This is a genomic window from Luteimicrobium sp. DT211 (assembly GCF_049844995.1).
GTDB lineage: Bacteria > Actinomycetota > Actinomycetes > Actinomycetales > Cellulomonadaceae > Luteimicrobium.
Map to the genome: position 1 here is coordinate 305,348 of NZ_JBNCMC010000003.1, position 19,257 is coordinate 324,604.

Below are 19,257 nucleotides of genomic sequence, written 5' to 3' on the forward strand. Positions count from 1 at the left end.
GGGAAGGGCAGGCCCGTGGAGGCTCTCAGCAGTCTGGACGTCACGCGTCCCGTCGTCCTCGTCACGGCACGTGTGTCGCTCGAGGAGATCGACTACGCGAGCCTGCCGGCCGACGCGTACGTCTTCCGGGACGGCGACCTGGCCGCGGAGGACCACTACTGGTTCGGCCGCGAGGTCGCGGCCTGGTTCGTGACGCCGCGCCAGGCGGCGCTCGCGAAGGTCCGCTCCACGGTCTACCGCGGCGACTACGAGATCGGCGCGGTCCTGACCGACCTGCGTCGGGCCCAGCAGCTCGTCGGGCACACGCTCGAGGGCATGGTCCGCGACGGCCAGGTCGAGGACTGGGCCGACTACCTCGTGGGCACGCCGGCGACGGCCTCGATCCTCGCCGACCCCCACCCGCCGAGCATGCTCGCCGTCATGCTGGGCACGGCGCTGTCGCTCGGGTTCGAACGGGTCGTCGTGCTGGACGGCCAGGCGGACGGCACGTACGTCGGCAAGATCCGGCGGTCGATCCTCACCGAGGACGCCGTCGGCGCGGGGCTGCGCTCGACGAGCCGCGTGGCGTACTCGTACGAGCTCGGGCACCTCAAGCACCTGCGCGACGCCTTCCCCGGCGCGGCCATCGTCGACGGCGCCGCGAGCGAGCCGCTCAAGCAGTTCGTCTCGCACGCCCCCGCGGTCGAGGGAGAGCGGATCACGCCCGAGGCCAAGCAGGCCGGCGACCTCGCCCCCCAGCAGCTCTACGCCCTGCGGCAGACGCCGTCGGGCGAGCGGCGGGTCGCGTACGTGACCTACTTCGACGACGACGGCTACTTCTGGGGGGCGCTCGCGATGGCGCGCTCCCTGGCCAAGGTCTCGTCGTACCCGCTGCTCGCGCTGGTACCGGCGGGCTACCGGTTGCCCGACGTGCCCTACCTGCCGGAGAACCTGACGATCGTGCGCGCGCCGCGCATCCGCAACGCGCTGTTCGGGGGCGCGCACCAGGGCCGGTTCGAGTACACGTTCTCCAAGCTCGGCGTCTTCGCGCTCACGTTCCTCGACCGCGGGGTCTACCTCGACGCGGACACCGTGGTGCTCGACGGGCTCGACGACCTGTTCGACCGGGACGGGCTGTCGGCGGCGCCGGACTTCGGCTTTTCCCTGAACCGGGAGATCTTCAACAGCGGCGTGTTCGCGTTCCGCCCCGACGCCGACCTGTTCCGGGACATGATGGCGAAGAACGGCACCCTCGAGTCGTACGACGGCGGGGACCAGGGCTTCCTCAACGGCTACTTCCCCGAGATCGACTGGCTCGACAGCTCCTACAACACGCTGTGGCGGATGCTCGACTCGAACCCGGGCGTCGTGGGGCTGGGCGACGTGAAGGTCCTGCACTTCGTGGGCCCCAAGCCGTGGAACCGCGACCCGGACCTGCCCGAGTCGTTGGTCGGCCTGTGGATCGACCAGCTCGGCCCCGACTACCTCGGTTACCTCACGCTGTGGCAGCTGGCCCGCGAGCGGGCGCGGCAGCGCGCCGCGGACGCCCGCGTCGCCCAGGAGGCCGCGGGCGAGCAGGTCCCCGGGCCCGACGACGTCGCGATCGCCGCCACGGACGCCGGGCTCCCGGCGGGTGCCGTGAGCACCAAGCGGTGGCTGGCGGCACGGGAGCTGATGGAGGAGGGGCGCCTGGACGAGGCGGAGCGGGTGGCCCTGCGCAACCTGGAGCGCTGGCCGGGGTCGGTCCGCAACCTGCGGGTCCTGGCCCAGGTGCAGCGCCGTCGCGGGCAGCGCCGCGCGTCGGCGGGGACCTACGCCCGGATGTACACGACCGCCGGCCGGCGCGCGGTGGGGCTGCGCGCATGACGACCCTCCACCTGGTCACGGGCCTGTACTCGGCCGTCAACTCGTTCGCGTCCCGGTACGTCGGTCCCGAGGACGACCACCACGTCGTCGTGCTGTTCACGGACCCGCGGGACGAGCCGCGGCTGACGCGGCGGATCCGCCGGCTGCGGGGCGTCAGGACGGTGTCGTTCCTGCGCGAGCCGTCCGAGTACCTCGAGATCCTGTCCGACGCCGAGCAGATGACCGAGCTGTGCGAGGGGCAGACCCCGCAGCAGCTGCGGATGTTCCTGTCCCACTCGCACTGGCTGCTCGACGCGCTCGCGGGCGCGTTCCCCGAGGCCGGGGTCAGCCTGTTCGAGGAGGGCATGGCGGGGCTCTACCCGGACAACCTGGGCCCGCTGCAGTTCCTCGACCGCGTCGTGCGGGTCGAGTACCACCACTACCTCGGGGCGTTCGCGCCGCTGTCGGCGGCGGGCCACCCGGAGCTCTTCGAGGAGATCGACGCCACGGCGTTCACGGGCGCCCTCGAGCGGGCCTGCGGGCGGCACGACGCGGAGCTCACGCCGGACACCGTGGTGCTCGTCGAGCAGTACTTCGACCGCAAGGGCGACGCGGTCTCGACGGACGAGCTGGTCGCGGTCTACCGCGAGACCGTCCAGGACCTGCTCGCCAAGGGCTACCGGGTCGCATACAAACCGCACCCGCGGCACGCGTCGGCCGTGTACCGGGCGATCGCGGACTCGCTCCCCGCCTCGGACGCGGGCGCGCTCAGCCTCATGACGAACCGCGACCTCCCGCTCGAGGTGCTGATCGGCACGTCCCGGCCGGCCGCCGTCGTCGCGGTGAGCTCGACGCTGCTGCTCACGGCACCGCACCTGCTGGGGGTGCCGTCGTTCCTGGTCGACGTCGACTTCGGCCTCCGGATGTCGGCCGCGATCGGCGCCGAGCGGACGGGCCTGCTCGCCACGACCCTCGCGCTGCGCGACCGGATCCCGACCGTCGCGCAGCTGCCCGCCGTCGACGGCGGGGTCGACCCGTGGACCGTGCTCGAGCGCCAGGTCGACTCCGTGCCGCCGACGACGCAGGACCCGCTGCTCGCGGCCGTGCACGGCGTCGGGGGAGCGGTCACCCCGGGCCTGCCGGACGCGTTCCGCACGCTGCGCGCGTCGGACGCGCCGTACGTGTCCTTCGACGTGTTCGACACGCTCGTGACCCGGCCGGTCTCGCGCGCGTCGGACCTGGTGAGCGTCCTGGACCGCGAGCTGGCGCCCGACCTGACGCCCATGGCGCGGTACAGCAACGCGCGCAACGCCGCGGTCGGCACGCTCCGTGCGGCCGACCGTGTCGTGGGGGCCGAGCGCGACGAGTACCCGATCGAGGCGGTGGCCGAGCAGACCTCGCGGCTCCTCGGCGGCGCCCCACACGGCAAGGCTCTGCTGGCGGCCGAGGTCGCGCTCGAGGAGCGGCACCTGGCGCCCCGCGCGCTCGGCGCGGCGCTCATGCTGTTCGCGCACCGGCTCGGCAAGCGGGTCGGCCTCGTCTCCGACACCTTCTACTCGGCGGCCGAGCTGCTCGACCTCGTCGAACCGCACCTGCCCGTCGAGCCGGACTTCGTGTTCGCGTCCGCCGACGCCGACGCGACCAAGGCGAGCGGCGCGCTGTTCGACGTCGTCCTGCACGACCTCGGGATCACGCCGGACCAGCTGCTCCACGTCGGCGACCACCCGGTCTCGGACGTCGAGCGCGCCGCCGGGAGAGGCATCGCCACGCTCCACGTGCCCTCCGCCGCCGACGCCGCCCGGCGCACCCACGCGCTCGGCGGGCTGTGGAAGGGGTTCCGCGAGGAGAAGGGCCTGTCCCTCGTCAAGGGCGTCGTCGCGCAGCGGTTCTTCGACAACCCGTTCGTGACGTTCCCGAAGGGCGCCGCGTCGCTCGGGACGCCCCACGCGCTCGGCTACGGCGTCGCCGGTCCCGCGCTGCTGGGCTGGACCCTGTGGGTGGCGCGGCAGGCGCGCGACCTCGGGTACGACGACGTCGCCTTCCTCGCCCGCGACGGGTACGTCCCGCACGGCATCTACGAGCGCCTGCGCGACCACGACCCCGAGCTGCCCCGGGCCCGCTACCTGCTCGCGTCGCGTCGCGCGGCCTTCCAGGTCTTCTCGGGCGACCCGGCGCACGTCGCCTCCACGCAGTTCGTCCACGGGCTCAACCCGGCGAACACGCCGCGCACGCTGCTCGCGACGCGGTTCGGACCGGCCGTCGTCCGGATGCTGGAGCCGGCGCTCGCGGCCGCCCGGATCACCGACCTCGACGCCCCGCTCGGGACCGACCGGGCGGCCGCGCTCGTCGCCGTCCTCGTCGAGCACGCCGAGGAGATCGCCGCCGCGTGCGCCGACCGCAGCGCCGTCGCGCGCCGGTACTACGCGGAGCAGCTCGGCGACGCCGAGCGCCCGGCCGTCGTCGACCTCGGCTACTCCGGGTCGTCGCAGCGGGCGATCATGGCGAGCCTCGGGCGACGGGTCGACGGCCTGTACTTCACCGGGATGGAGCACGCGCTCGAGTACGCCGTCATCACGGGCGCGCGGTTCGAGCCCTGGTCCCAGGACCGCACGTTCTTCCGGTACGGCACCGTGCTGGAGTACCTGCTCACGCCCGTCGGGCTGCCCGAGTGCCACGGGTTCGGGCCAGGCGGGCGCCCGGTGCTCGCGCCGACGGTCGCCGCCGACAGGCGCAACGCCGAGATCCAGCGGGGGATCGGGGAGTTCGTCCGCGACGTATTCGCGCGGTTCGGCGAGCGCGTCCCGCTGCTGGCGATGCGGCCCGACTCCGCGACGTGGGCGCTGGCCCGGCTGCTGGCGGCGCCGTCGCCCGCGGAGGCGCGGATGCTCGACGGAGCGCTGCAGGACGACGCCACCGGGTCGGGCACGGCCGGGCTGATGGACGCGTGGCAGCCGGGGCGCGACGCGCTCGCGGCGGCCTGAGACGAAGGAAGACACCTCACATGACGACCCTGGCAGCCCCCGACGGACCGGTGCGCCTGTTCGCCTGGCAGTACTACACGCACGCCAACTACGGCGACGCGCTCCTGGTCGAGGCGGTGCGCTACCTGTTCCACTCGTTCGGCGGGCGGCGGTACTTCCGCGTGGAGGACGGCGCCGACAGCCGCTTCCCGATCGGTCCGAAGCTGGTCGAGCGGGCCAACACGTACGACGCCGCCCTGATCGCGGGCGGCGGCGTGATCATCCCCCGCAACCACGACCTGTCGGGCTGGGCGTTCCGGTCCAGCGTCGCGACGGCCCGGAAGATGCGGCGGACCATCGTCTTCGGGGTGGGCTTCAACCTCTACCGCAACCACAACGGCCTCGCCCCGGTGTTCAAGGAGCACTTCGAGGCGATGATCGAGGACTCGCCGTTCGTGGGGCTGCGCAACCACGGCTCGATCGAGCGGCTCAAGGAGATCGTCGACCCGCGGTTCCACGACAAGATCGTGTTCCAGCCGTGCCCGACGACGTTCCTGCGCCACCTCGTGGACGGTGCGGGGGACCCGGCGGCCGTGCCGGAGCGGGCGCGGAAGGTGACGCTCCAGATCACGCGGTCGCCGTCGGAGAAGGACGACCGCGTGCCCGAGCAGGTCCTCCAGGCGTGCCGGGCGCTCAAGGCGGCGGGCTACGAGATCGAGCTCGTGTCGTTCTTCGCGAAGTTCGACGCCGCGATCGCGGACTACCTGCGCTCGCGGGGGTTCGACGACTTCACGTTCGTCGAGATGAACACCCAGGACCGGGACGTGCTGCTCGGACCGCGCCACTTCTCGCAGGTGCCGGTCGTCGTCGCGACCCGCGGCCACGGGGCGATGGTCCCGTTCGGAGCGGGGTCCCTGGTCGTGCCGATCGACAACTCCCCGAAGATGGTCTACTTCGCCCGCGAGGTCGGCATCGACGACCTGCTGATCGACGTCGACGACCCGGACCTCGGCGCGCGGATCGTGGCCAACGTGGAGCGCTGCCACGACGAGTACGACGTCATGCAGGACCGCGCGGCCAAGGAGCGCGAGCGCCTCTACGACGTCACGCTGGAGAACCTGTCCGGCATCTACCGCACGCTCACCGGCACGCTGCCCGACGAGCGCGAGTGCCTGCCGCTCGGCGAGCTCGAGGTGTGGCTGTCGAGCCGCCTGCACGCCAAGACGATGCTCTTCGAAGGCCGCACCCGCGGCCCAGCGGCCCCGGCCGCGCGGCCGACCGGCCCGGCCTCTCTGTCGGACGACGACCGCGCCGCCGTCGCGCGCGACTGGTTGCGGGACCGTCGCGAGGAGTACTACGCCGAGGGCGACGTCGCGCGGGCGACGCAGGTGCGCCGGGCCCTCGAGGTCGTGACCGACCCGGACGCGCCGGCGACCACCGTCGGCCGGGGGACCAGGTACGTGCGCCGGCGGCTCGGCCTGGGCGCGGCGCGGCGCTGACACCGAGCACGCCGACCCGGCGTGGGCCGACGCGAGGGACTCCGACACGAGGGAGACGCCATGGGGGACGCACGAGCGGATCGGGGCGGCGCGCCGCGGGGCGTGCGCGGGTGGGTGCTGCGCCGGGCCGACGCGCTGGCGGGCGACGAGCTGCGTCGCCTCGTGGACCGGAGGGTCGAGGTCGCGCTCGCCGCGCCCGTCGCCCCGACCCCGCCGTCGGCGCCCCGGCGGGGGACCCGCGAGGCGGTGTCCGCGCACGCCGCCCGCCCGTGGCTCGCCGCGGGCCGCTCGATCCCCACGCGGGTCCAGTCGCCGGACCTGCGCGCGCTGCGCCGTGCCCACCCGTACACGGGCCCGGTGCTGGTGCAGGTCGGCGAGGGGCGCCCCGCCTGGATGTGGTTCGACGAGGACGACCTCGTCGCGGCCGTGTCGTTCTGGTTCGGTCCGAACGCGTACGAGTCCCTGTCGACCGCGCTGTTCTCCGCGCTCGCGCCCGGCGCGGGTCACGTGCTCGACGTCGGCGCCCACACCGGGATCTTCTCGCTGGTGGCGGGGGCGTCCGCGCCGGACGTCGTCGTGCACGCATTCGAGGTGGTCGACCGCATCGCGCGGCGCACCGGGACCAACGTGCGGCTCTCGGGACTCGAGGACCGGGTGCGCGTGCACGCGGTCGGGGTCTCGAGCGCGCCGGGCACCATGACCCTGCACCGGAACGCTGCGGTCCCGATGGCGACGGGGTCGTCGTTCGAGCCGTTCGCCGACCGCGACGCAGCGAAGGGCGCCGCGACCACCGAGGTCGAGGTCACCACCCTCGACGCGTGGTGGGAGGGGGAGGGGCGACCGCGCGTCGGCCTGATGAAGATCGACGTCGAGCGCCACGAGAGCCACGTCCTCGCCGGGGCCCGCGAGCTCCTCACGACGGAGCAGCCGGTCCTCCTCGCCGAGGTGCTCTCGCGCGACGACTTCGCGACCCTGTACGGGCTGCTCGGCGAGCGCGGCTACACGCGGGCCTGGGCCGTGGACGACGACGCCGGCCTGGCCTACCCGGTCGCGCCCGACCTCACCTACGGCTCGGGCGCCGACTACGCCTACACCCGGTACCACAACGTCCTCTTCGTGGGGGAGAGGAGCGCGGTGGCCGTCTCGGGTGCCGTGGCCGCGCTCGGGGTGGCCGGGGTCGCGCCGGAGGAGGCGCCGGTCCCCGCTACGCTCGGACCGTGACGCGCATCGACCTGTCCTCCCTGATCAAGGCCTACGACGTCCGCGGGACCGTCCCCGACCAGCTCTCGCCCGACGTCGCCCGCGCGATCGGGGCGGCGTTCGCGCGCGTGGTCGTCCTGCCGGAGGCCGAGGGTGGCGCCCGGGCGAGCGTCGTCGTCGGGCACGACATGCGCGAGTCCGGGCCGGGGCTCGTCGAGGCGTTCGCCTCCGGGCTCACCGACGCGGGCGTCGACGTCGTGCGCATCGGCCTGTGCTCGACCGACGGCCTGTACTTCGCGTCCGGCTCGCTCGGCGTGCCCGGCGCGATGTTCACCGCGAGCCACAACCCCGCCGTCTACAACGGCATCAAGCTCTGCCGCGCGGGCGCACGGCCCGTCGGGCAGGACACCGGCCTGGCCGACGTCCGCGACCTTGCCGGCGACTACCTGGGAGAGGGGCTGCCCGAACCGGTGGCTGCCGACGCGCGGGGCGCGCTCGCCGACCGCGACATGCTCGACGACTACGCCGACTTCCTGCGCGGGCTCGTCGACCTGTCGGGGATCCGCCCGCTCAAGGTCGTCGTCGACGCCGGCAACGGCATGGGCGGCTACACCGTGCCCGCCGTGCTCGGTACGGGAAGTGGACTGCCGCCCTTGCCCCTGGATGTCGTGCCGCTGTACTTCGAGCTCGACGGGTCCTTCCCCAACCACGAGGCGAACCCGCTCGAGCCCGCGAACCTCCGCGACCTGCAGGCCGCCGTCGTCGAGCACGACGCCGACCTCGGGCTCGCGTTCGACGGAGACGCCGACCGGTGCTTCGTCGTCGACGAGCACGGCGACCCCGTGTCGCCGTCGGCGATCACCGCGCTCGTCGGGCTGCGGGAGGTGGCGAAGGAGAAGCGTGAGCAGGGTGGCGGGCGGCCGGTGGTCATCCACAACCTCATCACCTCGCGCGCCGTCCCCGACCTGCTGCAGGCCGCGGGAGCCGAGACCGTCCGCACGCGCGTCGGCCACTCGTTCATCAAGGCGCAGATGGCCGAGCACCAGGCCGTGTTCGGGGGCGAGCACTCCGCCCACTACTACTTCCGCGACTTCTTCTTCGCCGACACCGGCATGCTCGCCGCGATGCACGTGCTCGCCGCGCTCGGCTCGCAGCCGCACCCGCTGTCGGCGCTCGCGGACGCCTACCAGCCGTACGTCGCCAGCGGGGAGATCAACTCGCGCGTCGCCGACGTCCCCGCCGCGCGGGCGCGCGTCGTCGAGGCGTACGTGACCCAGCAGGGCGCCGGGCCCGTCACGACCGACGAGCTCGACGGGCTCACCGTCTCGCACTGGGACGCCACGCCGCAGTGGTGGTTCAACCTCCGCGCGTCCAACACCGAGCCGCTCCTGCGGCTCAACGTCGAGGCGGCAGACGAGGACATCATGGAGAAGGTCCGCGACGACGTGCTCTCGCTCGTCCGGGCCGCCGACGGTACCGAGACCGAGGAGCAGGCATGAGCACCCCCCTTCCCCTGGACGCCTGGGCCCGGGACCTCCTGCGCTGCCCCGTGACGGGCGCGACGCTCGTCGACGGCGTCGGGCCCGACGGTGAGCCCGAGCTGCACTCGACCGACCCCGACCGGCCGCTCGCGTACCCCGTGCGCGACGGGATCCCCGTGCTGCTGGAGTCGGACGCCCGCGCGTTGTAGTCCCTGGCGTCTCTCGTGGGCGGGGCGGGCGGGCCGGGGGTGTGGCGCGCGACGGTCCATCCGCCTCGCCCTCTGCCCGTTCCACTCCCTCGGCCCCACGCCAGACCCGTCCACGACCGCGCGCCACACCCCCCGCCCCACGCTTCGCCGTCGTCTCACCTCCACAGCCGGTCGCCTGCCCGTGCCTCTGTTCGCCGACGGTGACGGTGCGTTCGCCGACGGTGACGTCTCGTCCGCTCGAGAGTCAGCCAGTTCATTGCGAGTCAGCGCCAACTTCCCGGTGACTCGCGACAAACCCGCTGTCTCGCGAGGCACGCGGGCCGGCCGACGACGGCGCACGGCTGGGTCGCCCGGGTGACGTGACCTTGGGAGCGGGTGGGGGCGGGCAGGTGGTGAAGGACGTCAAGGAGCCGGAAGGCCCCCAGGGCCTGAAGGCGACGCAGTCCGAACCGCCTGCCCGCCCCCACCCGCGGACGAAACCACGGCGCCCGACTGAACCACCGACGAACCCGTCCGAGATGCGCGGGCCATCCATGCCGCGCACCCTGGTGTGCGGCGCAACGTGCGCAGATCGGGCACGACCGACGAGGGGGTCGTCATGGGTGTCAGGGTCGAGGAGGGGACGCAGCGTCGGGGGTCGCGCGTCGCGGCGGGGGCGCGACGCACGGTCGTCCGGCTGACCGCGGCGGGCCTGCTGGCGGGAGCGGCGGTGGTCGCGCCGGTCGCGACGCTGCCGGCGCCGGCGGCGCACGTCGTGAAGCCCGACGTCGGAACGCACCACGTGCGCGGCATCGACGGGAACGCTCGCCGGGACACGTCGGCGCTCGACCCGGCCGTCGGGGAGAACGGCAAGCCCGTGGTCCCGCGGAAGGCGTCGGCGAGCCCGTTCGCCTCCAGGCCGAGCGGCACGCCGACGCCCGTCGCGGACAGCCATCCCGCGCTCGACGGCGGCCGTCTCGCCGTCCTCGGCGCCCAGGAGAGCACGGGGCACTTCCTGGTCGCGGGCGTCACCTGGGCGTCGGGGACGTCCGACGTCGTCCTCGTGTCCGTCCGGATCCGTGAGGACGGGCGGTGGTCGCCGTGGACGGAGCTCGAGGTCAACGACGTCGGCGTGAGCGGCGAGCGCCCCGGCACCGACCCGCTGACCACGTCGGGGGCTGACGGGATCCAGGTGCGCGTCGTCACCAAGGACGGGTCGGCACCGAAGGACGTCCAGGTGGACGTCGTGGACCCGGGGACCTCGGCCGCGGACGCTCGCGCCGGCGAGACCGCGAGCCCGGCCGCCAGCGCCGAGGCCGCGACCGGTTACGAGAACAAGCCGAACATCGTGACGCGTGCCGGCTGGGGCGCCGATGAGAGCCTGTCGAGCTCGTGGGCGGACGTCTCCGCGCACCTCGACGCCATGTACGTCCACCACACCGCGGGCACGAACAGCTACAGCAAGTCGCAGTCCGCGGCCATCGTCCGCGGGATCTACGCGTACCACACCAAGTCCCGCGGCTGGCCGGACATCGGGTACCAGTTCCTCGTCGACAAGTACGGCACGGTCTTCCAGGGTCGTAAGGACGCGATCTACGACAACCCGATCGGCGCGCAGGCGGGCGGCTACAACACCGACACGATCGGGGTGTCGGCGATGGGGAACTTCCAGACCGCGCGCCCGTCGTCCGCGATGCTCACCTCGATCGAGAAGGTGCTCGCCTGGAAGGCCTACGAGTACGGGATCAACTCGCTCGGGCACACCCGCCTGCTCACCGGCTCGAGCACGGGGAGCAACACGAGGGCCAAGTCGGGCACCTGGGTCCGCGTCCCCACGATCCTGGGGCACCGTGACACGAACGGGACGGCCTGTCCGGGCGCCTACCTGTACGCGAAGCTCCCGGCGATCCGGTCGGCCGTGCACCAGCGCCTCGCGGCGGCCCGCGCCAAGTGGGGCACCGTGCGATACACGACGGGGACGCCCTCGGTCGTCGCGGTCTCGAGCAGCGTCGTCCCGGTCCAGTGGTTCTCACGGGCGACGTACCGCTGGAAGGCGGTCCGGGGCGCGACGCAGTACCAGATCCTCACGCGAACGGCGTCGATCAGCGGCAGCCTTCGGGACACGCGCATGTGGCACGTGTCCGCGACCGTGAAGGGGACGTCCTACACGTTCAGCACGCCGGCCGGCTGGTCGCGCGTCGTCGCCGTCAGGCCGTTGGACTCCGCCCACCGGCGTGGCCCGGTAAAGACCCTCCACCGGCTCACCCGGCCCGTGAACCCGGCGGTGATCCACTGGTCGTCGTCGTGGACGCGCGTGAACGGCAGCGCATACTTCAGCGGCAAGGTCTACACGACCGTCAGCTCGACCGCGGCGGCGAAGGTCTACCACGTGAAGGACGCACGCAGCGTCGTCGTGAAGGCCGAGGTCGGACCCCAGTTCGGCAAGATGCGCGTCGTCATCGGCGGAGTCACGTGTGGGTACCTCAACCTGCACAGCACGACCCGGCGCCACGCGGTCACCGTGAAGATCTCGATGAAGAAGCCCCACTCCGGCACCGCCGTCCTCCAGGGCGTCGACCGCAAGCAGAAGGCCTTCTCGCTGGTGGCGTTCCCGCGAACGCCGTGACCGGGCGACGGGCGAGCACGACGGCGGGCCCGTCGGGGCCGTGCGGGCCTCCCCCTAGGATGGGGGGGTTGTCCGTCCGGTCCCGAGGAGCTGCGTGGAAGCCGTGCCTGCCCGTGTCGTCGCCGTCGTGGTCGCGTACAACCGGCGGGACCTCCTCGCCGCGGCCCTCGATGCGGTCGCCGCGCAGACGCGCCCCGCGGACCACGTCGTCGTCGTCGACAACGCGTCCACCGACGACTCGCTGACGGTCGCGCGCGAGCACCCCAGCGCCCCCGAGGTCCTCGCGCTCGCGAGGAACACGGGCGGCGCGGGCGGCTTCGCGGCCGGCATGGCGCACGCCGTCGCCCCGTCCGACGGCGAGCCGCCGGCGGACCTCGTCTGGCTCATGGACGACGACACCATCCCGACCCCGACGGCGCTCGCGGAGCTCCTCGCGGCCCGCGACGCGTTCGAGGCGGCCGGGGGAGAGCCGGTCGCGATCGCCGGCTCGAGGGCCGTGTGGACCGACGGGCGCGAGCACCCGATGAACACGCCGCGGCGCCGCCCGCGCGCCTCGGAGGACGAGGTGCGCCGCGCCCAGGTCGCGGGGGCGATCCCGGTCCGGTCGAGCTCGTTCGTCTCGATGCTCGTCGACGCGCGCGCCGTCCACGAGGACGGGCTCCCCGCCGCGGACTACTTCATCTGGAACGACGACTTCGAGTTCTCGACGCGGCTCCTGCGCCGCCGGCCGGGCCTCTACGTGCCGGCGAGCGTCGTCGAGCACCGGACCGCGAAGTTCGCCGGCAGCGACCTCGACCCGGGCCCCCGGTTCTACAACGAGGTCCGGAACAAGATCTGGATGTTCTCGCGGTCCCGCGCGCTCGGCCCCGTCGACACGGCGACCTACGGCGCGTCGACGCTCGTGCGGTGGACGCGGACGCTCGTCCGCTCGCAGGACCGCGGCACGCTGGTCACCTCCGGCTGGAAGGGCCTGCGCGACGGCGTCACGAGCGCCCCGCAGCCCGCCGACGCCGTCCTCGCGGGGCTGGGCCCGGTCGAGGATGAGGTCCGCGCCGTCGAGGCGGGAGCGGGACGTCCCGTCGCGCGGGGGCGCGCATGAGCGTGGCGCGCGAGGACCGCGGCCCGGACGACCTCGCGCCCACGGACGTCGAGCCGTTCACGGTGCTCATGCCCGTGTACGACGGCGACAAGCGCCGGTTCGTCCGGCGCGCCTTCGAGTCGGCGACCCGCGAGCAGACGCTGCCGCCGGCGCAGGTCGTGATCGTCCGGGACGGGCCGGTGCGGCCGAAGCTCCAGAAGCTGCTCGAAAAGCTCGCCGCGACGCCGGGCCTCGACGTCGACCTCCTGGAGCTGCCGCGGAACGTCGGGCTGGCCGCGGCGCTCGAGGTGGGCCTCGACCACTGCGACCACGAGATCGTGGCGCGCGTCGATGCCGACGACGTGTCGCTGCCGCACCGGTTCGCCGTGCAGGTCCCGCTCGTGGTGGCGGGCTACGACCTGGTCGGCTCGGCGATCGTCGAGATCGAGGAGGACGAGGCGGAGTGGGGCCGCACGCGCACCCCGCCGACGACCCCCGAGGAGATCGCGCAGTACTCCCGGTTCCACGACCCGTTCAACCATCCCTCGGTGGTGTACCGGCGCACGGCCGTCCGCGGCGCCGGGGGGTACGAGACGCTCGACCTCATGGAGGACTACCTCCTGTTCGCGCGCATGATCGCCGGGGGCGCGAACGTCGCGAACGTCGCCGAGCCGCTGGTGCTCTACCGGGTCGGGGCCGGCGCCTACGCGAGGCGCGGGGGCGCCCGGCTCCTGCGCTCCGAGCTGCGGCTCCAGCGCACCCTGCGCGACGAGGGGTTCACCAGCAGGTCGCAGTACGTTCGCAACGTCGTCGTGCGCGGGGGTTACCGTCTGGTCCCCGAGGGGCTCCGCAAGGCCGCGTACCGCTCGATCATCGTCAAGGACCGCGCCGCGGGCGCGGCCGAACCCTCGGAGGCTGCGCGTGGACTGTGATCTCGTCGTCGTCGGGTCGGGCTTCTTCGGCCTGACCGTCGCGGAACGGATGGCGAGCCAGCACGGCGCGCGCGTGCTCGTCGTCGACCGGCGCCCGCACATCGGCGGGAACGCGTACTCGGAGGACGAGCCCACCACGGGTATCGAGGTGCACCGCTACGGCGCGCACCTGTTCCACACGTCGAACGAGCGGGTCTGGGAGTACGCGACCCGGTTCACGGCGTTCACGGGCTACGTGCACCGCGTGTACACGACGTACCGCGGCGAGGTGTTCCCGATGCCGATCAACCTCGGGACCATCAACCAGTACTTCCGGTCCGCGTACGGCCCGGACGCGGCGCGCGCGCTGATCCGCGAGCAGGCCGCCGAGCTCGACGACGTCCTCGCGGGCCGCGAGCCCGCGAACCTCGACGAGAAGGGCGTGTCCCTGATCGGGCGGCCGCTGTACGAGGCGTTCATCCGCGACTACACCGCGAAGCAGTGGCAGACCGACCCGCGCGACCTGCCCGCGAGCATCATCTCGCGCCTGCCCGTGCGCTACACGTACGACAACCGGTACTTCAACGACACGCACGAGGGCCTGCCCGTCGACGGGTACACCGCCTGGCTCGAGCGGCTCGCCGACCACCCGCGCATCGAGGTGCGGCTCGGCACCGACTTCTTCGACGCCACGCAGCCCGTCCACAAGGAGGCCGTCGTCGGGAACGTGCCCGTCGTGTACACGGGCCCGGTGGACCGGTACTTCGACTACGCCGAGGGCGAGCTCGCGTGGCGGACGCTCGACTTCGAGCAGGAGGTCCTCGAGGTCGGCGACTTCCAGGGCACGCCCGTCATGAACTACGCCGACCTCGACGTGCCGTACACGCGGATCCACGAGTTCCGGCACTTCCACCCCGAGCGCGACTACCCGACCGACCGCACCGTGGTCATGCGGGAGTTCTCCCGGTTCGCCGAGCGGGGGGACGAGCCGTACTACCCCGTGAACACGCCGGCCGACCGGGCGCGCCTCGTCGCGTACCGTGAGCTCACCGAGCGTGAACACGCCGAACGGGATGTGCTCTTCGGGGGAAGGCTCGGGACGTACCAGTACCTCGACATGCACATGGCCATCGGGTCGGCGCTGTCGATGGTGGACAACAAGCTCGCGCCCAAGGTGCGGGCCTGACGGCTCCGGTGCCGCACGAGGAGGACGTATGAGGGTGCTGGTCACGGGCGGCGCCGGTTTCATCGGCGCGAACTTCGTCCACCACACCGTGCGCACGCGGCAGGACGCCGTCGTGACGGTCCTCGACGCGCTCACCTACGCGGGCGACCGGTCGTCGCTGGCTCCGGTCGCCGACGCCGTCACGTTCGTCCAGGGTGACGTCGCCGACGCGGCACTGGTGGACCGGCTGGTGGCGGACGCGGACGTCGTCGTGCACTTCGCGGCCGAGTCGCACAACGACAACTCGCTCGCCGACCCGTCGCCCTTCGTGCAGACGAACCTCGTCGGGACGTACACGCTGCTCGAGGCGGTGCGCCGGCACGGCGTGCGCTACCACCACATCTCGACCGACGAGGTCTACGGGGACCTACCGCTCCGCGACCCCGCGGGCCCGGCGACCGCGGTCAGGTTCACCGAGCAGACCCCGTACAACCCGTCGTCGCCGTACTCGTCCACCAAGGCCGGCTCGGACCTCCTGGTGCGCGCGTGGGTGCGGTCGTTCGGGGTGCGCGCGACGATCTCGAACTGCTCCAACAACTACGGGCCCTACCAGCACGTCGAGAAGTTCATCCCGCGCCAGGTCACCAACCTCATCGACGGCGTCCGGCCCAAGCTGTACGGCGCCGGGCTCAACGTGCGCGACTGGATCCACGTCGACGACCACAACGCGGCGGTGTGGCGGATCATCGAGGACGGGCAGCCGGGGGAGACGTACCTCATCGGGGCCGACGGCGAGGAGTCCAACCTCGACGTCGTGCGGACGCTGCTCGAGGTGTTCGGTCGCGAGCCGGATGACTTCGACCACGTCACCGACCGCGCCGGCCACGACCTGCGCTACGCGATCGACTCGACCCGCCTGCGCACCGAGCTCGGCTGGAAGCCCCGGTACACCGACTTCCGCGAGGGCCTCGAGGCGACTGTCGGCTGGTACCGCGACAACGACGCGTGGTGGCGCCCGCGCAAGGCCGCGACCGAGGCGAAGTACCAGACGTCGGGGCAGGGCTGACGCGGCCCGCCGTCAGCGCAGCGTGGCGACGAACTTCCCGACGTCGTCGAAGCGGGGCAGGAGCCCTTGCCCGAGGGCGTCCGCGAGCGTCGGCGCCGCCGCGTCCTTCGCCGACAGCAGCCGCTCGAGCGGGCGTCCGTCACGTCCGACGGTCGGCCACTCGATCCCGATCGCCGGGTCGAGCGGGTGCACCCCGTGCTCGCGGCCCGGTGCGTACGGCGCGGAGCACAGGTAGAGCACGGTCGAACCGTCCTCGAGCGAGATGAAGGCGTGTCCGAGGCCCTCGGACAGGTAGATCGCGCGCCGGTCGACGTCGTCGAGCAGGACGGAGTCCCAGCTGCCGAAGGTCGGCGAGCCGACCCGAACGTCGACGACGACGTCGAGGACGGCGCCCTTGGCGCACGTCACGTACTTGGCCTGGCTCGGCGGGACGTCAGCGAAGTGGACACCGCGGAGCACACCCGCCGCCGACACCGAGAGATTCGCTTGCTGCAGGTCGAGGCTGTGACCTGCGGCAGCGATGAACTCCCGCTCGGCGAACCATTCGAGGAACAGCCCGCGCGGGTCGCCGAGCTGGTCTGGGGTGACCTCGAAGGCACCCGGGACGGCGAGCGGACGAATCTGCATGGGGCGAGCCTACTGAGGTGGCGCTGCGGGCTGGGACGGGGCCGGTTTGAACGCGACGAGCACGTAGTTCTTGGGGTGCCCGCTCTTGGTGTACTTCCAGCGGAGATCCGCGCGGGAGAACGCGCCGGCGAGGAAGCGGGCGCCCAGCCGCGTCAGCAGGAGCAGAGGCGCGATGTACAGCAGCCGCGGCCCCCGGGTCACGGCCCGCGGATCCCGGGGGAGTCCCCGGGCCATGGCATCGAGCTGGTAGGAGACGGTCCCGAAGTACCCCTCGAGCCAGACGACACGGTCGACGTCGAACCCGGCTTCCTCGAACACCCGCCGCAGACCGAACCTCGTGTAGCGGTAGAAGTCGTAGGGCTGCTGGTGCTCCGGGTAGTAGAAGGGTGCGCTGCACACGAGCTCGCCACCGGGTTCGAGCACCCGGAACAGCTCGTGGGCGACCGCGGCGGGATCCGGGAGGTGCTCGAAGACCTGCGTGCACAGGACCGCGCCGAACCGGTCGTCCTCGACCGGCACCGAGGAGAGGTCGCAGACGTAGTCCAGCGGCGTGTAGCGGGTTCCGAGCTCGGCGAAGTCGGCGGCCTCGTACCGCGCGTCCTTGAACAGCCGCCGGTACACGCCGTTGCCCGCGCCCGCGTCGAGGACGAGTGTCCCGGCCGGGACGCGGCGCGCGAACCGCTTGACGACGGCCTCAAGGCGGATGCGTGAGACGTTGACGTACCACGGACGTCTGGACATGGGCAGAGGCTAGTGCGTACGCGGCCCGGAACCAGGAGCCGCGCCGCTAGAGTCACGGGATGAGCCCCGGACGCGCCCGCCCGCCCATTTCGGAGCCGTCCGCACCCTGGATCGTCGTCGGCGCGGCCGGCACGCTCGGGCAGGACGTCGTCGCCGCTGCCCGGGAGGCCGGGCGTGACGTCACCGCGCTGATCCGCAAGGAGCTTGACGTCACGGATCACGAGGCCTGCGCGGAGGTGCTCACCGGTGCGGGTGTTGTCGTGAACTGCGCCGCATTCACTCGCGTCGACGACGCAGAGGAGCACGAGGCCGACGCGTTCGCCGTCAACGCGGTCGGCGCCGCGAACCTGGCCCGTGCCGCGGCGGCCGCGGGTGCGCGACTCGTGCAGCCGTCCACCGACTACGTCTTCGCGGGCGACGCCGGCACGCCGTACCCCGAGGGCGCCCCTGTCGCGCCGCGCTCGGCCTACGGCCGGACCAAGGCGGCGGGGGAGTGGGCGGTGCTCGCCGCGAGCCCCGACAACCTGGTGCTTCGGACCGCCTGGCTCTACGGCGCGGGCGGCGTCAACTTCCCCCGGACCATCGTGCGGGTCGTCCAAGAGCGCGGCACGGCCGCCGTCGTCGACGACCAGCGGGGGCAGCCGACGTGGACGCGTGACGTCGCCGATCTCCTCCTGCGACTGCTCGACGCGCGGGCGCCCGGCGGCGTCTACCACGCGACGTCCTCGGGGGATGCGACGTGGTTCGACTTCGCGCGCGCGGCGGTCGCGTCCGCCGGGCTGGAGCCCGAGTCCGTGCGCCCGACGACGTCCGCCGCGTTCGTCCGGCCCGCACCTCGGCCGGCCTACTCCGTGCTGGGGCACGGCGCGCTGCGCCGCGCCGGCATCGAGCCGATCGGCGACTGGCGCGCGCGGTGGGCCGAGGCCGCTCCGTCGGTCCTCGCCCTGAACTCCGCGACGTAGGCCTCCGGGCGCGGTACCTCGCGAGGGGCGCGGCTCGCTACCTCGCGCGGTTCGTGTCGAGCAGGCGCAGGAGGTAGTCGCCGTAGCCTGACTTCACGAGCGGCTCGGCGCGCTCGCGCAACTCGTCGTCGGTGAGGAAGCCGCGGCGCCAGGCGACCTCCTCCGGCGAGCCGATCTTGAGGCCCTGGCGGTTCTCGATCGCGCGGACGTAGTCGCTGGCCTCGAGGAGCGAGCCGAACGTCCCGGTGTCGAGCCAGGCCGTCCCGCGGGGCAGGGCCTCGACGTGCAGCCGTCCCTGCGCCAGGTAGGTGCGGTTCACGTCGGTGATCTCGTACTCCCCACGCGCCGAGGGCCGAAGTCCGCGGGCGATCTCGACGACGTCGTTGTCGTAGAAGTAGAGACCCGGCACGGCGAAGCTCGAACGGGGACGCGCGGGCTTCTCCTCGATCGACAGCGCCATGCCGTCCGCGTCGAACTCGACCACGCCGTACGCGGTCGGGTCCTGCACCTGGTAGGCGAAGACGGCGCCGCCGTCGATGCGCTGGAACCGCAGCAGCTGCCGGCCGAGGCCCGGCCCGTAGAAGATGTTGTCCCCCAGGACGAGCGCGACCGGGCCGTCGCCGACGAAGTCCGCGCCGAGCACGAACGCCTGCGCCAGACCATTGGGCTCCGGCTGCACCGCGTACGTGATCGCGATCCCGAACTGCGAGCCGTCGCCGAGCAGCCGGTGGAACTGTGCGGCGTCGTGCGGCGTCGTGATGACGAGCACGTCCCGGATCCCCGCGAGGATCAGCGTCGAGAGCGGGTAGTAGATCATCGGCTTGTCCCAGACCGGGAGAAGCTGCTTGCTCGTGCCGAGGGTGATGGGGTGCAGGCGGGTGCCGGAGCCCCCGGCCAGGATGATCCCGCGCATAGGCCCATTCAACACG

At 72.9% G+C, this 19,257-nt stretch carries 15 protein-coding genes; 12 read left to right on the forward strand and 3 right to left on the reverse strand.

The window, feature by feature from the left end:
* Nucleotides 1-15: 15 nt before the first annotated feature.
* The 11 genes from ACLQ14_RS09215 (at nucleotide 16) to rfbB (ending at nucleotide 15,998) form a co-directional block, all read left to right on the forward strand.
* Nucleotides 16-1,845, forward strand: coding sequence for a hypothetical protein (locus ACLQ14_RS09215; protein ID WP_425812173.1), 1,830 nt, complete (start codon nucleotides 16-18; stop codon nucleotides 1,843-1,845).
* Nucleotides 1,842-4,805, forward strand: coding sequence for a polysialyltransferase family glycosyltransferase (locus tag ACLQ14_RS09220; protein WP_425812175.1), 2,964 nt, complete (start codon nucleotides 1,842-1,844; stop codon nucleotides 4,803-4,805). Before ACLQ14_RS09215 ends, ACLQ14_RS09220 begins: the two co-directional genes overlap by 4 nt.
* A gap of 20 nt (nucleotides 4,806-4,825) precedes the next feature.
* Nucleotides 4,826-6,283: a polysaccharide pyruvyl transferase family protein gene (locus ACLQ14_RS09225; RefSeq protein ID WP_425812177.1), complete on the forward strand. Its 1,458-nt coding sequence runs from the start codon at nucleotides 4,826-4,828 to the stop codon at nucleotides 6,281-6,283.
* A gap of 60 nt (nucleotides 6,284-6,343) precedes the next feature.
* Nucleotides 6,344-7,504: an FkbM family methyltransferase gene (locus ACLQ14_RS09230; RefSeq protein ID WP_425812179.1), complete on the forward strand. Its 1,161-nt coding sequence runs from the start codon at nucleotides 6,344-6,346 to the stop codon at nucleotides 7,502-7,504.
* Complete coding sequence (locus tag ACLQ14_RS09235) at nucleotides 7,501-8,982, forward strand: phosphomannomutase/phosphoglucomutase (RefSeq protein WP_425812181.1); 1,482 nt, start codon at nucleotides 7,501-7,503, stop codon at nucleotides 8,980-8,982. Before ACLQ14_RS09230 ends, ACLQ14_RS09235 begins: the two co-directional genes overlap by 4 nt.
* Entirely contained in the window at nucleotides 8,979-9,173 is a 195-nt protein-coding gene (locus ACLQ14_RS09240; protein WP_425812183.1) for a Trm112 family protein, read from the forward strand. Before ACLQ14_RS09235 ends, ACLQ14_RS09240 begins: the two co-directional genes overlap by 4 nt.
* 598 nt (nucleotides 9,174-9,771) lie before the next feature.
* Nucleotides 9,772-11,778: an N-acetylmuramoyl-L-alanine amidase gene (locus tag ACLQ14_RS09245; protein ID WP_425812185.1), complete on the forward strand. Its 2,007-nt coding sequence runs from the start codon at nucleotides 9,772-9,774 to the stop codon at nucleotides 11,776-11,778.
* Nucleotides 11,779-11,872: 94 nt separating this feature from the next.
* Nucleotides 11,873-12,877 (forward strand): glycosyltransferase, encoded by a 1,005-nt coding sequence (locus tag ACLQ14_RS09250; RefSeq protein ID WP_425812187.1) that lies wholly within the window; start codon nucleotides 11,873-11,875, stop codon nucleotides 12,875-12,877.
* A complete protein-coding gene (locus ACLQ14_RS09255) occupies nucleotides 12,874-13,788 on the forward strand; it encodes a glycosyltransferase (RefSeq protein WP_425812189.1) in 915 nt (304 codons plus the stop codon). Before ACLQ14_RS09250 ends, ACLQ14_RS09255 begins: the two co-directional genes overlap by 4 nt.
* Nucleotides 13,778-14,953: a UDP-galactopyranose mutase gene (gene glf / locus ACLQ14_RS09260; protein ID WP_425812191.1), complete on the forward strand. Its 1,176-nt coding sequence runs from the start codon at nucleotides 13,778-13,780 to the stop codon at nucleotides 14,951-14,953. The genes ACLQ14_RS09255 and glf overlap by 11 nt, the downstream gene beginning before the upstream one ends.
* 28 nt (nucleotides 14,954-14,981) lie before the next feature.
* Entirely contained in the window at nucleotides 14,982-15,998 is a 1,017-nt protein-coding gene (gene rfbB, locus ACLQ14_RS09265; protein WP_425812193.1) for a dTDP-glucose 4,6-dehydratase, read from the forward strand.
* Nucleotides 15,999-16,010: 12 nt separating this feature from the next.
* Here the strand turns inward: rfbB and ACLQ14_RS09270 are convergent, their stop codons facing one another.
* Together ACLQ14_RS09270 and ACLQ14_RS09275 are read right to left on the reverse strand one after the other, a co-directional pair.
* The gene (locus ACLQ14_RS09270) at nucleotides 16,011-16,625 is read right to left on the reverse strand and encodes a dTDP-4-dehydrorhamnose 3,5-epimerase family protein (RefSeq protein ID WP_425812195.1); all 615 of its coding nucleotides are present in this window, start codon (nucleotides 16,623-16,625) and stop codon (nucleotides 16,011-16,013) included.
* 9 nt (nucleotides 16,626-16,634) lie between these two features.
* Nucleotides 16,635-17,366 (reverse strand): class I SAM-dependent methyltransferase, encoded by a 732-nt coding sequence (locus tag ACLQ14_RS09275; protein WP_425812197.1) that lies wholly within the window; start codon nucleotides 17,364-17,366, stop codon nucleotides 16,635-16,637.
* A gap of 59 nt (nucleotides 17,367-17,425) precedes the next feature.
* Here ACLQ14_RS09275 and rfbD point away from each other — a divergent pair, with 59 nt between their 5' ends.
* A complete protein-coding gene (gene rfbD / locus ACLQ14_RS09280) occupies nucleotides 17,426-18,328 on the forward strand; it encodes a dTDP-4-dehydrorhamnose reductase (RefSeq protein WP_425812199.1) in 903 nt (300 codons plus the stop codon).
* A 37-nt stretch (nucleotides 18,329-18,365) separates the two neighbouring features.
* Here the strand turns inward: rfbD and rfbA are convergent, their stop codons facing one another.
* Complete coding sequence (rfbA, locus tag ACLQ14_RS09285; protein ID WP_425812201.1) at nucleotides 18,366-19,241, reverse strand: glucose-1-phosphate thymidylyltransferase RfbA; 876 nt, start codon at nucleotides 19,239-19,241, stop codon at nucleotides 18,366-18,368.
* Nucleotides 19,242-19,257: the final 16 nt, after the last annotated feature.